This is a genomic window from Histophilus somni 2336, assembly GCF_000019405.1.
Lineage (GTDB): Bacteria > Pseudomonadota > Gammaproteobacteria > Enterobacterales > Pasteurellaceae > Histophilus > Histophilus somni.
Window position 1 is genome coordinate 856845 of record NC_010519.1, and the last position, 14444, is coordinate 871288.

Here is a 14444-nt window from a genome sequence, read left to right on the forward strand (position 1 = left end):
TTGTCCTTTTTAATTTTAATAGAGAGAATATTGCACTATGTTACGAGTAATTAAAGAAGCCTTAACTTTTGACGACGTTCTATTAGTTCCGGCTCATTCTACAGTACTTCCAAATACTGCCAACCTTTCAACTAACCTTACCAAAGAAATCCGTCTAAATATTCCCATGTTATCCGCCGCAATGGATACCGTTACCGAGGCTAAATTGGCTATTTCTTTAGCTCAAGAGGGCGGTATCGGATTTATTCATAAAAATATGACCATTGAACGTCAAGCGGATCGTGTGCGTAAAGTAAAAAAATTCGAAAGTGGAATTGTATCTGAACCGGTTACCGTTTCGCCAACAATGACGTTAACTGAATTAGCGGAATTGGCTAAGAAAAACGGGTTTGCAGGTTATCCTGTAGTTGATGAACAAAAAGGGTTGGTAGGGATCATTACAGGGCGTGATACACGTTTCGTTTCAGACTTGAATAAAACTGTTGCGGATTTTATGACCCCAAAAGATCGTTTAGTTACTGTGAAAGAAGGGGCTACTCGAGAAGAAATTTTCCATTTAATGCACGAACATCGTGTTGAAAAAGTGCTGGTAGTGGATAACAGCTTTAAACTAAAAGGCATGATCACCTTAAAAGACTACCAAAAAGCCGAAAGTAAGCCGAATGCGTGTAAAGATGAATTTGGTCGTTTACGTGTCGGTGCCGCAGTCGGTGCCGGTCCCGGTAATGAAGAACGGATTGATGCGTTAGTGAAAGCAGGAGTAGATGTTTTGTTAATCGACTCATCTCACGGACATTCCGAAGGCGTGTTGCAACGGGTACGTGAAACTCGTGCTAAATATCCAAATTTACCTATTATTGCAGGGAATATTGCAACAGCGGAAGGTGCGATTGCATTAGCTGATGCAGGGGCAAGTGCGGTTAAAGTTGGGATTGGACCGGGATCAATTTGTACGACTCGTATTGTAACAGGTGTGGGAGTGCCACAAATTACGGCGATTGCTGATGCTGCTGAAGCATTGCGTGAGCGTGGTATTCCAGTGATTGCCGATGGTGGTATCCGCTATTCGGGTGACATCGCTAAAGCGATTGCAGCAGGTGCATCTTGTGTTATGGTCGGATCAATGTTTGCAGGAACGGAAGAAGCACCGGGTGAAATCGAACTTTATCAAGGGCGAGCATTTAAATCTTACCGAGGTATGGGTTCCCTTGGTGCAATGTCAAAAGGATCTTCCGATCGTTATTTTCAATCCGATAATGCCGCGGATAAACTAGTGCCTGAAGGGATTGAAGGGCGTATTCCATACAAAGGATTTCTAAAAGAAATTATCCACCAACAAATGGGTGGATTACGTTCTTGCATGGGCTTAACCGGCTGTGCGACTATCGAAGAATTACGCACTAAAGCCCAATTTGTACGTATCAGCGGAGCAGGCATCAAAGAGAGTCACGTTCACGATGTGACCATTACCAAAGAAGCACCGAATTATCGAATGGGCTGATATAACAAACGGTTGGTTTTTGCAAAATTTGCAGAATTTGTGTCGCTTGTACTGAGATAAGGAGCATAAAATGAAAAAATTAGGTTTGATTTCTATACTGTTATTGTCCGGCTGTGGCATTTTTGGTCCATCATATTCAGGGCAAACAACAGCAGACTGGTTATTAAAATCAGATACAGAAAGCACTATTAGGCTATATTTTCGTGCTATAAATAATTGTGGAATAGAAAAAATCCATACGGAAATCAATTCAATACCGAGTGCAGGTAATGTAAATGAAACTTGGACTGTAACAGGCTGTAATATAACAAACGTTTTTAATGTGAAATATGTTAGTGACGGTCATGGCGGGACTTACTTTCGCGTATCTAAAAAATAAACTAAAACTTTAGGAAACAAAATGACAAATATCCATCACCATAAAATCCTCATTTTAGATTTCGGTTCACAATATACGCAACTTATCGCACGTCGTGTACGTGAAATCGGGGTGTATTGCGAGCTTTGGGCTTGGGACGTTACGGAAGAACAAATTCGTGAGTTTAACCCAACAGGAATTATTCTTTCAGGCGGACCGGAAAGTACGACTGAAGCGAATAGTCCACGTGCAACTGAATACGTTTTCAATGCAGGTGTACCTGTTTTAGGTATTTGCTACGGCATGCAAACCATGGCAATGCAGTTGGGCGGTTTAACAGAAACTTCTACGCATCGTGAGTTTGGCTATGCTGAAGTTTCTCTACAAAATCCGACCGCACTTTTTGCAGATTTAAACGATGATCTGACCGCTTGCGATCCAAAATTGGACGTTTGGATGAGCCACGGCGATAAAGTGACTCGCCTACCTGATAATTTCCAAATTACAGGCATGACCTCGACTTGCCCGATCGCGGCTATGTCAGATGAAAGCCGTCGTTTCTATTGCGTGCAATTCCACCCCGAAGTTACCCACACAAAGTGCGGTCAAAAATTACTGCAAAATTTTGTGGTAGATATTTGCGGTTGCGAAACCAATTGGACCGCAGAAAATATCATCGAAGATGCAGTGGCTCGCATTAAAGCACAAGTGGGCGATGATGAAGTAATTTTAGGCTTGTCAGGTGGCGTGGATTCATCTGTTACCGCACTTTTATTGCATCGTGCCATCGGTAAAAATTTACATTGTGTCTTTGTCGATAACGGCTTACTCCGTCTAAATGAAGGCGATCAGGTCATGGAAATGTTCGGTGATAAATTCGGCTTGAATATTATTCGAGTAGAAGCAGAAGATCGCTTTTTAGAAGCATTAAAAGGAATTGATGAACCGGAAGCAAAACGCAAAACTATCGGTAAAGTATTCGTTGATGTATTCGATGATGAAGCAAAAAAATTAACTGACGTAAAATGGTTAGCTCAAGGTACGATTTACCCTGATGTTATCGAATCGGCAGCAAGCAAAACCGGAAAAGCCCATGTTATCAAATCTCACCACAATGTAGGGGGATTACCCGATTATATGAAATTAGGTTTAGTTGAGCCGTTGCGTGAACTCTTCAAAGATGAAGTGCGTAAAATCGGCTTGGCACTCGGCTTGCCTGCGGAAATGCTTAACCGCCACCCATTCCCAGGCCCTGGATTAGGTGTACGTGTACTGGGTGAAATCAAAAAAGAATATTGCGATTTACTGCGTAAAGCCGATGCAATTTTTATCGAAGAACTGCATAAAGCAGATTGGTACTACAAAGTCAGCCAAGCGTTCGGTGTCTTCTTGCCGGTAAAATCTGTTGGGGTAATGGGCGACGGTCGTAAATATGATTGGGTTATTAGCCTAAGAGCGGTCGAAACCATTGACTTTATGACCGCACATTGGGCAAACCTACCTTATGATTTATTAGGCAAAATCTCAAATCGCATTATCAACGAAGTCAACGGCATCTCCCGTGTAGTTTATGACATCTCAGGAAAACCACCAGCAACGATTGAGTGGGAGTAGCTAAAAATCTAAAGCCTTATAAATAGACATTTTGTGAGTGTTGTGCTTGCAATAAATCACCTGAAGGATAATTCTTCGGGTGATTATACTATTAATTCAGGGACTGTATTAGATTAGCCCTAAATGACACACATTTTCGTAGTGTTTTTAACTGCTCTTTAGATATTCCAAAGACTTACATTCCTTCAAAAATAAAGGAGAGTTTATTCAGTCAATTCCATTGTATTTTCAGAGTATTCGTTTGGCTTAGCCCCCAAATTTTCTATGTCGTTGATGTAGTCTTGTTTGACTGCCCCCGAAATGATAAATTCTTTCGTGGTGAAATTCACTTACATCAAGGGCTAAATGATAACGGATTAGCTCATGGATGTTTCGATAAAACAAGGCACTTGAATTTGGATTGATACCTAAAATATTAGCTGCTGATCGAGCTGTCACTTCTAACACAAAAAAGTCAAGGAGCTTTTTCTGTATAGATTTCTTTAATTTACAATGAGTTATTTTCATTTTTATAGACTAGCATACTTACTAATCTAATACAGCCCCTTTTTTTATATTGATGAGTTTGATAGATAGACACTATCCTAAAAAATCACAAAGGCAGCTTGATTCTACAGGTGATAAGATTGGAAATCGGAAGCTTGGTAGAGAAGTAATTTAAAAGATATATCAATATCATAATTGCCCGAATTTTCGCTAAAAACGTAATATCGGGCAAATTATATGGCATTGTAAAGAGAATAAATGTGAAGCAGTTCACATTCTATACACAAATTATTGCTGTATGATGAAATAATTTGTTTTATTTTATATGAGAATTGAAAATATATTTCAAACTTGTTTCGTAATATATAAAGAGGAGTTTGTTATATGAATAGTAAATTTACCCCCCCCCTCTCCATTTCCACGCCTGTTGGGAATCTATTAAACAGCATCAAGTTCCTGAATGGTATGAAGATGCTAAATTCGGGATTTTTATTCACTGGGGAATTTATTCCGTCCCCGCGTTTGCACCACCGACTTGTCAATTAGGCGAGATCGATATTGACGAGCAATGGTTCTGTAACAATCCATATGCCGAGTGGTATTTCAATTCAATTAACGTCAAAAAAGGTCCGACTTACGAGCATCATATCAAAACCTATGGTGAAGATTTCAGCTATGAACAGTTTATTCCACAATGGAAAGCGGAGAAGTGGCAACCTGCCGAATGGGCGGAGCTGTTTGCCAAAGCAGGTGCAAAATATGTGGTTCTGACGACTAAACACCACGACGGTTTTTGCTTATATCCGAGTAAATATACCGATTTCAACTGCACTGAAGCTGGTCCACAACGTGATTTGATGGGCGAGCTGACTGATAATGTGCGTGAAAAAGGGCTGAAAATGGGAGCTTACTACTCTGGTATTATAGACTGGACCTACTCTTCTGCACCGATTTTCACCGAGAGTCAAAACTTTTCCAATGCTTGCCCAACCTATGAATACGCCGATTACGCTTATAAACAAGTGGTTGAGCTGATTGATAAATATAAACCTGATGTACTTTGGAATGACATCGGCTGGCCGAAAGCCGGTGAACATATGCTTCCGCACTTGTTTGCACACTACTACAACAGCGTGCCACACGGTGTGGTTGATGACCGTTGGAACAAGCTCTGGTGCGATTTCACCTCAAAAGAGTACAAACACGGCGTGGCTTCGCGTGATAAAAAATGGGAAATGTGCCGTGGTATGGGCTTATCATTTGGTTACAACAAAGTGGAAGATGAAAGCCACTTGATTTCAGTGAAAGATCTGATTTCGCTCTTAGTAGAAACCGTGGCAGACAACGGTAACCTGTTGCTCAACATCGGCCCAAAAGCAGACGGTACTATTCCACAAGAGCAAGTTGAACGCCTACTCGCTTTGGGTAAATGGTTGGAGCAAAACGGTGAAGGGATTTATCGCTCCCGTTGCAGTAAATATTCCCCCGAAACTGTAAACGGTGTAACAATGATTGCCCGCCCTCAGATCGACCAAAATCGCACGTCTTAATCGTTCCGAGTGCTGTATCGTTACAACAAACAGCGGCTGTTTAAGGAATCCATCAGCAGCGTGGGCGTGTTGAAAACTGTTTGCATTCCTTAAAAAAATACATATAATAATAATTTTTATTTGCATATTTTATATAATATAAGAAAGGATATAGGTAAATGACCTCTTTCAAATTATTAGGCTTTTCGGTCTTGAGTGTGGCTTTGCTCTCTGCCTGCTCTTCCGGCAAAGGTGGCTTTGATTTAGACGACGTCGAGCATACCCCCCCCTCCTCCTCGGGTAGTTCCCGCCCCACTTATCAAGATGTTCCGACTGGACAACGGCAGCAAGAAATAGTAGAAGAAATCAACTCACCTGCTCTAGGTTATGCGACAGAAATTCCGCGTAGGAATATTTCGCCAATGCCCACCACGGGCACAAAAGAAAGTAATGCTCGTGTTGCCATTACTGCCCAGCAAGTTGCCCCTCTTAGCATGCCTTTTAATTCAATAAAAGAAGATTTTATCAAAAGGCTAATAGCAGAAAACACCAAGAAAAATGCACGAGGTAGAGATGTAAAATATTTTGATGATACAGATGACGTGTTGTTTGCACATGATGGATCTAATTTAGCGCATAAACGTGATTTACAATATGTTCGAGTTGGGTATGTGTTGGGTACCCGAAAGATTGAACTTGTTTTTTCCCATGATAAAAAAACAAGAGATCAATTTCCTGCTGGTTGGGTAGGTTATGTTTTTTACCAAGGCACTAGCCCTGCGGTTACATTACCTACACAAACCGTAACATACAAAGGCTATTGGGATTTTGTTAGTGATGCCTTCAATGAACGAACTTTAGCTGAAGATTTTACACAGGAAAATAGTTCTGCTACTAGCAATATACCGGGCAATCAAATCGGTGCGACTTCAATGGATGCATTGGTTAATCGCAAAGTTTCAGGAGAAAAAATCAATATTGCTCACAGTGCTGAGTTTACTGCTGATTTTGGCAGTAAAAAACTTTCAGGTGAATTAAAAAGTAACGGTTATGTTTCTAGAATAGAAAATGAGCAACAAGATGTAAAAACACGCTACAAAATTGATGCTGATATCAAAGGCAACCGTTTTGTCGGTTCAGCAACAGCACAAGAAAAAAGTCACACCATCTTCGGCAAGGATGCGGACAAACGTCTCGAGGGCGGTTTCTTTGGTCCTAAAGCCGAGGAACTGGCAGGTAAATTTCTGACCGATGATAATTCCCTGTTTGTCGTCTTTGGTGCAAAACGTGAAAGTAAAGGCGATGAAAAACTAGAAACCCGCTTTGATGCCGTTAAAATCAGCACGGATAGTAATAAATTAGAAAAAGAAACGATGGATACGTTCGGCAATGCGGCGTATTTAGTGTTGGACGGCAGACAGTTTCCTTTGGTGCCGGAAAGTAATGCCGGTACGACGGGCGCTGGCAACACAGGCAAGAATGAGTTTATCAGCACCATAGACGGTAGCCATTTAAACAAAACAAATCATGAAAACCACAAAAAATACAAAGTTACCGTATGTTGCAGTAATTTGGTGTATGTGAAATTCGGCAGCTATGGGGAACAAACAACAGCAAACGATGCTTCAAACAGCACTGCCGGTGCAGCAACTACGCATAACAGCACATTAACAAACGGACACCTTTTCCTAACAGGTGAACGTACTTCGCTTACTGATATGGCGAAGCAAAGTGGTGCAGCAAAGTATATTGGCACATGGCAAGCCAACTTTTTAAGTAGCAAAGGACAGGTTGGCAGTGTTGACGCCGGTGATCCGCGTAACGATAGTGGTAAAAGCCGTGCTGAATTTGATGTTAATTTTGGTGGTAAGACAGTTACAGGCAAGTTTTTTGATGCCGACGGTATTCAACCCGCCCTCACAATGGATAGTACCAAGATTGAAGGTAACGGCTTCTCGGGTACAGCTAAGACAACTGGTAGTTTGCAATTAGATAAAGGCAGTACAGGTGCGGGTATAACAGTAACCTTCACCGATGCTAAAGTCGATGGCGCATTCTACGGTCCGAATGCAGAAGAAATCGGCGGTACCATCACATCGAATGGCACGGGCGATAAAGTCGGTGGGGTGTTCGGTGCGAAACGCCAAGAACTATCGCAACAGAAATGAAATCTTAACTCTAGCTACCTGAAACATATTTCAGGTAGCAGGATGGGTATCTGCTGATATGCTCAACCTGCTTGAAAAAGTTTGTCAAATCCGTCGCCTGTCGTTGTTGACGGTGTGATGTTGCAGTGGCAAATCGCTCGGCTCTGTTGAGAAAGCATGACCCATCCGTCTTTTACTTACACGGAATGAAAAAAATGTCTACAAAACCTTTGTTTAAACTTAAGCCAATAACATTGGCTATCAGCACGATTTTTTTACCTTTTACTGAGGCGGTTGCTGATACTGAATCACCGAGTAGCAATACAGAAGCAGTGCTGGAGTTAGAAGCTATCCAGGTGCAAGCCAAACACGAGATCAGCAGACATGACAATGAAGTCACCGGTTTGGGTAAGGTGGTCAAAAGCAGTGAAGACATTGATAAAGAACTGATTTTGAATATTCGCGATTTGACCCGTTATGATCCCGGTATTTCGGTGGTGGAGCAGGGACGTGGTGCAACGTCAGGCTATGCAATGCGTGGTGTTGACAGAAACCGCGTGGCTATGTTGGTGGACGGCTTGGGACAGGCGCAGTCGTATTCTACCTTGAAATCCGATGCCAACGGCGGGGCGATTAATGAAATTGAATATGAGAATATTAAGTCAATTGAATTGAGCAAGGGGTCCAGTTCGGCAGAATACGGTAGCGGTGCCTTGGGCGGTGCGGTAGGGTTTCGTACCAAAGAAGCTGATGATGTGATTAAAGAGGGGCAAAACTGGGGCTTGAACAGTAAAACGGCTTACAGCAGCAAAAACAGCCAGTTTACCCAATCCGTTGCCGGTGCGTTCCGTGTCGGCGGTTTTGACAGTTTGGCGATTTTTACCCATCGTAAAGGTAAGGAAACTCGCGTGCATCCTGCCGCCGAAGAAATACAACATACTTACCAACCATTGGAAGGGTATTTTAATCGGTATGATGTTGACCAAAGAAACGGAACGCCTGTTCGGGCGTATGCGTATTATATACTTGCCGATGAATGCTCTAATCTAAGTGATCCGAATTGTCGTCATGCCAAGGCCAAGACGAATAGGGTGGGTGCCCCGGAGAACAATCCTAAATGGACGCCCGAAGAGCAGGCACAGGCTGCTAAAATGCCGTATCCGACACGTACCGCCTCTGCCAAAGATTATACGGGTCCTGACCGCATCAGCCCTAATCCGATGGACTACCAAAGTCGCTCTTTCTTTTGGAAGGGTGGTTACCGCTTGTCGCCTAACCATTATGTCGGCGGGGTGTTGGAACATACGAAGCAGCGTTACGATATCCGTGATATGACGCAACGGGCGTATTACACGAAAGAGGATATCTGCCGCAGCGGATCCAGTTGCCAAACGTTGGATAAAAACGATACGGACAAAGGTAATTTCGGTATCACGTTGACTGATAATCCTTTGGACGGTTTGGTATATGATGCCGGCAATCAAGCTCGTGGCGTGCGGTACGGACGGGGTAAATTTTTTGATGAACGCCATACGAAAAATCGCTCGGGTATTTTTTACCGCTATGAGAATCCCGATAAAAATTCTTGGGCAGATAGCTTGACCTTGAGTATTGACCGCCAAGATCTCAAACTGTCGAGCCGTATCCATTGGACGTATTGCACCGATTATCCTCATGTGGCACGTTGCCGTGCCAGCTTGGACAAACCTTGGTCTAATTACCGTACCGAGAAAAACGATTATCAAGAACGACTCAATTTGGGACAATTCAATTGGGAAAAAACTTTTAATCTGGGCTTTACCACGCATAAGGTGAATATCGCCGCCGGCTTTGGTACACATCGCTCCACCTTACAACATGGCGACTTATATGCTGAATATGTCACCTTGCCGCCGTATGAGGAAATAAAAGCGTATGATGATAAAGGTGCCTTTAAAACAGATACGACCCCTGAGGATAAATTACAATTCGGCAATGGTTCTTATGACAAACCTCGCGTATATAGACGTAAAAACACGCCGGAATTAAAAACTGTCGATGGGTGTAATGCGACAGCAGGTGACAATCGCGACTGCTCGCCACGTGTGATTACGGGCAGACAGTATTACCTTGCCTTGCGTAACCATATTGCCTTTGGTGAATGGGCAGACTTGGGGTTGGGCGTGCGGTACGACAACCATACCTTCCGCTCGACTGACCCGTGGACCAAAGGTGGCAACTACCACAACTGGTCGTGGAATGCGGGCGTGAGCCTCAAACCGACCCGCCACTTTGTCGTGTCTTACCGTGTGTCCAGCGGTTTCCGTGTCCCCGCTTTTTATGAGCTGTACGGCGTGCGTACGGGGGCTTCTGGTAAAGACAATCCACTCACACAAAAAGAGTTCTTGAGCCGTAAACCGTTGAAAAGCGAAAAAGCCTTTAACCAAGAAATTGGTTTGGCCGTTCAGGGCGATTTTGGTGTGATAGAGACCAGTTTCTTCCAAAACAACTATAAAAACCTGCTTGCCCGTGCAGATAAACATGTCGAGGGATTGGGTTATGTAACCGATTTTTACAACACCCAAGATGTCAAACTCAACGGTATCAATATCTTGGGTAGAATCTACTGGGAAGGCATCAGCGATAGGCTGCCTGAAGGCTTGTATTCCACACTTGCTTACAACCGTATCAATATCAAAGCACGCAAATTGCACGACAATTTTACCAATGTGTCTGAACCGACATTGGAAGCCGTGCAACCGGGACGCATTATTGCAAGTATCGGCTATGATGACCCTGAGGGCAGATGGGGCCTTAATTTAAGCGGCACCTACTCTCAAGCCAAACAACGTGACGAGGTGGTCGGCGAAAAAGTGTTCGGCAAGGGTGGCAGCATTAAACGGACGATCAACAGCAAACGCACTCGTGCTTGGTATATTTATGATTTGACGGCATACTACACTTGGAAAGAAAAATTCACGTTGAGAGCCGGTATCTATAATTTAACCAATCGTAAATATAGCACATGGGAAAGTGTGCGTCAGTCCTCTGCCAATGCGGTCAATCAAGACCTAGGTACACGTTCGGCACGTTTTGCCGCACCCGGAAGAAACTTTACCGTGAGTATGGAAATGAAGTTTTAATTAAAAAACTGTCTGCAAGCTGTTTAAAAAACAGTTAAGATGATTTGTTCGTATAAATAGCTGCCTGAAGTCTTGTTATGCAGGTTCAGGCAGCTTGACATTCCAAAAAAAGGAAAAAAGTCTAATGGAAGACAATACGCTATTTGTCGGCAACGAAATTAGGCACCGAAAAATTGTTGCAATGGATTAGCAGTTCAAGTGGCTTCCGGTATTTTTTATCGCACTTTTTCTATCTATAAGCTTGAAATCTTTATTTCCGAACTTATATTTTCGCTGTTTGTTAATTTCACTATTGGAAAAGGAAATATTATGTCAACAAATCAAGAAACTCGTGGTTTTCAGTCTGAAGTTAAACAGCTTTTACAATTGATGATTCATTCTCTTTATTCAAATAAAGAGATTTTTTTGCGTGAGTTGATTTCCAATGCGTCTGATGCGGCGGATAAATTGCGTTTTAAAGCCTTGTCTGCACCTGAATTATATGAAGGAGATGGTGATTTAAAAGTGCGGATCAGTTTTGACGCAGAAAAAGGTACGTTAACCATTAGCGATAATGGTATTGGTATGACGAGAGAGCAGGTGATAGATCATTTAGGCACTATCGCTAAGTCCGGAACAAAAGAATTTTTGGCCGCACTTGGACAGGAACAGGCTAAAGATAGTCAGTTGATCGGACAATTCGGTGTCGGCTTTTATTCGGCATTTATTGTGGCGGATAAAGTAACAGTGAAAACGAGAGCAGCAGGTGAGCCGATAGATAGAGCGGTGTTGTGGGAATCAGCCGGTGAGGGTGAATATTCTGTTGCTGATATTGAGAAAAGAGAACGTGGTACGGAAATTACTTTGCACTTACGTGAAGAGGAAAAAGAGTTTGCTAATGAATGGCGTGTACGTGAAATTATCGGTAAATATTCTGATCATATTGGCTTGCCTGTTGAAATTTTAGCGAAAGAATATGATGAAGAAGGTAAAGAAACGGGAATTAAATGGGAAAAAATTAATAAAGCTCAAGCACTTTGGACAAGATCGAAAGGTGAGATTTCTGATGAGGAATATAAAGAGTTTTATAAACATTTAAGCCATGATTTTGCTGATCCTCTTTTATGGACACATAATAAAGTTGAAGGAAATCAAGAATATACCAGCTTGCTTTATGTGCCGTCTAAAGCCCCTTGGGATTTATTCAATCGTGAGCATAAACATGGTTTGAAACTTTATGTACAGCGTGTATTTATTATGGATGATGCTGAACAATTTATGCCGAATTATTTACGCTTTATGCGTGGCTTAATTGATAGCAATGATTTGCCGCTAAATGTATCTCGTGAGATTTTACAAGATAATAAAGTGACAGCTGCTTTACGTAAAGCATTGACCAAACGCTCATTGCAAATGCTGGAAAAATTAGCCAAAGATGACGAGGAGAAATATTTACAATTCTGGAAAGAATTTGGTTTGGTTTTGAAAGAAGGTCCATCAGAAGACTTTGCGAATAAAGAAAATATTGCCAAATTATTGCGTTTCGCTTCCAGTAAAAATGATAGCTCAGAACAAACCGTTTCTTTGGAAGATTATGTTGCTCGTATGAAAGAGGGGCAAAAGGCAATCTATTACATCACTGCAGATAGTTATATTGCTGCTAAAAACTCACCGCACTTAGAGCTGTTCAATAAGAAGGATATTGAGGTGTTGTTGTTATCTGATCGAATTGATGAATGGATGTTAAGTTATTTAACTGAATTTGACGGCAAGCAATTACAACCGATTACTAAAGCTGATCTGGATTTAGGTGATTTAGCGGACAAAGAACAGGAAGAGCAAAAAGAGCAGGATAAAACATTTAGTTCGTTTATTGAACGAGTAAAAACCTTGTTGGGAGAACGTGTAAAAGATGTGCGTTTAACGCATCGTTTAACGGATACCCCAGCAGTGGTTTCTACTGATAATGATCAAATGACCACGCAAATGGCAAAATTATTTGCTGCAGCTGGACAACCTGTTCCTGAAGTAAAATATACGTTTGAACTTAACCCTGAACATCATTTAGTGAAAAAAGTAGCAGATTTTGCTGATGAAGACGAATTTGCAAATTGGATTGAATTACTGCTTGAGCAAGCGATGCTTGCTGAACGTGGTTCATTAGAAAATCCTACCGCATTTATTAAGCGAGTAAACAATTTATTGGGGTAATGGTTGTTTCTTAGCTGATTGATGTAATAAAACTCTCTAATTTATTAGGGAGTTTTTTTATCTATGTTTGACACTTGTAGTAAAAAAGTGCGGTAGTAAAATAGCATTTGAATAGTTAAAAAAATGCTAACAATGGAATTTTCACGTATAATTCGAAGTCGGGTTTTATTGACTTTTTATTGAAGGATTGTTGATGAAAAAAATTATCTTCTTTGGAACTGTTATTTGGCTAACTGCTTGTACCACAACCAATTTATCATCAAGTTGCCAGCGTTATTTTAGTGTACTGGAAAAAAATATGGCACAATTTTCCCTATCAAGTTCTGAACTGACCAAGTTTAAACAAAATAAAAATAAATTAAGTCAATTGCCGGAAAAAGAACAAAATAAAATTTGCCTTTTAAGAATGGCAAATATTCAACAGTATAGAAATTGATTGTTTCTGATGTGTTCAAGTCTTTTTATGGAATAAATATGGCTACGTTCGTCGCTTGGGGCAATATTCAACAATATTATCCTTTTGAAACAATACCTTTGCGGTTGCTAAATAAACACCTAACGCATTCAGCAAGTAACTATAAACCTGTGCAGCAACGTTATCATTGTCGCCGTTTAGCACATTTTTTATTGTGGCAATTGTTACAAAAAGCTGGTGTTAATACCGCACTTTTAGGTGATATTAAGCGTTCTCCATCCAATCGTCCTTACTTTTTACAAGACAATATTGATTTTAATATCAGTCATTCTGATGATTGGGTAGCAGTTGTTTTACAAGTTGATGAAAATAATGATAAAAGTGCAGTAGGAATTGATATTGAGTTTGTCAAAAAAACAAGAAATTACACCGCACTTTTACAGCATTTTGCCAGCCAGCAAGAGGTGATTTGGTTTCAACAAAAGCCTTGCGAGGCACGTTTTTATCAAATTTGGTGCGGACGAGAGGCATTGTTAAAATCGCAGGGCGTAGGTATTGTCAAATTATCGGAAGTCAAGCATGAACCGGAGAAATTATTACTTCACTCCGATTATTGCCCAACGGGAAAGCTCATATTTACAGCTGAGTTGCCTTTTTATTTTGCACTTTTTTGTCATCAACATATTGAACAAACACAATATTTTATGTGGCAAGATAACCGGTTTGTTTCAAAAAAACTGACGCAGACAATTGAATATCAAGTGAATCCTTTAAAGCAGTTCATTCAAATTTAAAGTCGGTTTTCGTTGCATAATGAAAATGAGGTAGAGTATTGCTCAAATTGAATTTACGAAGATTAAATTATCAAAGGACAACAGAGTCATCGTGAAATTGCGGTAGAAATTCAGGACTTTTTAAGTGGTAACAAAAAGCCTCATCAATAAAAATGAATTGATAAGGCTAGAAAATTTGGTGGAGATAATCGGGATCGAACCGACGACCTCTTGAATGCCATTCAAGCGCTCTCCCAACTGAGCTATATCCCCGTAAATCGAATGTGGCGGCTATGATAAATTCCGCCA

General features: G+C 41.2%; 9 protein-coding genes, 1 tRNA gene and 1 pseudogene. 9 read left to right on the plus strand and 2 right to left on the minus strand.

What is annotated here, in order from left to right:
• Window positions 1-37 precede the first annotated feature (37 nt).
• The 3 genes from guaB (at window position 38) to guaA (ending at window position 3473) form a co-directional block, all read left to right on the plus strand.
• The gene (guaB, locus tag HSM_RS03815; RefSeq protein WP_012341570.1) at window positions 38-1501 is read left to right on the plus strand and encodes an IMP dehydrogenase; all 1464 of its coding nucleotides are present in this window, start codon (window positions 38-40) and stop codon (window positions 1499-1501) included.
• A 70-nt stretch (window positions 1502-1571) separates the two neighbouring features.
• On the plus strand, window positions 1572-1880 hold the full coding sequence (locus HSM_RS03820) for a hypothetical protein (protein WP_041605033.1): 309 nt from the start codon (window positions 1572-1574) through the stop codon (window positions 1878-1880).
• A 21-nt stretch (window positions 1881-1901) separates the two neighbouring features.
• A complete protein-coding gene (guaA, locus tag HSM_RS03825; RefSeq protein ID WP_012341571.1) occupies window positions 1902-3473 on the plus strand; it encodes a glutamine-hydrolyzing GMP synthase in 1572 nt (523 codons plus the stop codon).
• A gap of 306 nt (window positions 3474-3779) precedes the next feature.
• Here the strand turns inward: guaA and HSM_RS11260 are convergent.
• A pseudogene (locus tag HSM_RS11260) lies at window positions 3780-3980 on the minus strand (IS1595 family transposase); the annotation flags it as partial.
• A gap of 374 nt (window positions 3981-4354) precedes the next feature.
• Between HSM_RS11260 and HSM_RS03830 the strand changes: the two are divergent.
• From HSM_RS03830 to HSM_RS03855, 6 genes are all read left to right on the plus strand, one after another.
• Window positions 4355-5509, plus strand: a complete 1155-nt coding sequence (locus HSM_RS03830) for an alpha-L-fucosidase (protein ID WP_080514388.1) — start codon at window positions 4355-4357, stop codon at window positions 5507-5509.
• A 158-nt stretch (window positions 5510-5667) separates the two neighbouring features.
• Window positions 5668-7656 (plus strand): transferrin-binding protein-like solute binding protein, encoded by a 1989-nt coding sequence (locus HSM_RS03835; protein WP_012341574.1) that lies wholly within the window; start codon window positions 5668-5670, stop codon window positions 7654-7656.
• A gap of 194 nt (window positions 7657-7850) precedes the next feature.
• Entirely contained in the window at window positions 7851-10757 is a 2907-nt protein-coding gene (locus tag HSM_RS03840) for a lactoferrin/transferrin family TonB-dependent receptor (protein WP_041605034.1), read from the plus strand.
• Between the two features lie 309 nt (window positions 10758-11066).
• A complete protein-coding gene (gene htpG / locus HSM_RS03845) occupies window positions 11067-12947 on the plus strand; it encodes a molecular chaperone HtpG (RefSeq protein ID WP_012341577.1) in 1881 nt (626 codons plus the stop codon).
• Between the two features lie 193 nt (window positions 12948-13140).
• Complete coding sequence (locus HSM_RS03850; RefSeq protein WP_011608610.1) at window positions 13141-13383, plus strand: hypothetical protein; 243 nt, start codon at window positions 13141-13143, stop codon at window positions 13381-13383.
• Window positions 13384-13421: 38 nt separating this feature from the next.
• Entirely contained in the window at window positions 13422-14156 is a 735-nt protein-coding gene (locus HSM_RS03855) for a 4'-phosphopantetheinyl transferase family protein (protein WP_012341579.1), read from the plus strand.
• Between the two features lie 176 nt (window positions 14157-14332).
• Here HSM_RS03855 and HSM_RS03860 read toward each other — a convergent pair.
• A tRNA-Ala gene (locus tag HSM_RS03860) sits at window positions 14333-14408 on the minus strand.
• Window positions 14409-14444 lie beyond the last annotated feature (36 nt).

Bases quoted from the DNA above. Each gene is read 5' to 3' on its own strand.
- guaB (WP_012341570.1), top strand. From the start codon at position 38: ATGTTACGAGTAATTAAAGAAGCCTTAACTTTTGACGACGTTCTATTA.
- HSM_RS03820 (WP_041605033.1), top strand. From the start codon at position 1,572: ATGAAAAAATTAGGTTTGATTTCTATACTGTTATTGTCCGGCTGTGGC.
- guaA (WP_012341571.1), top strand. From the start codon at position 1,902: ATGACAAATATCCATCACCATAAAATCCTCATTTTAGATTTCGGTTCA.
- HSM_RS03835 (WP_012341574.1), top strand. From the start codon at position 5,668: ATGACCTCTTTCAAATTATTAGGCTTTTCGGTCTTGAGTGTGGCTTTG.
- HSM_RS03840 (WP_041605034.1), top strand. From the start codon at position 7,851: ATGTCTACAAAACCTTTGTTTAAACTTAAGCCAATAACATTGGCTATC.
- htpG (WP_012341577.1), top strand. From the start codon at position 11,067: ATGTCAACAAATCAAGAAACTCGTGGTTTTCAGTCTGAAGTTAAACAG.
- HSM_RS03850 (WP_011608610.1), top strand. From the start codon at position 13,141: ATGAAAAAAATTATCTTCTTTGGAACTGTTATTTGGCTAACTGCTTGT.
- HSM_RS03855 (WP_012341579.1), top strand. From the start codon at position 13,422: ATGGCTACGTTCGTCGCTTGGGGCAATATTCAACAATATTATCCTTTT.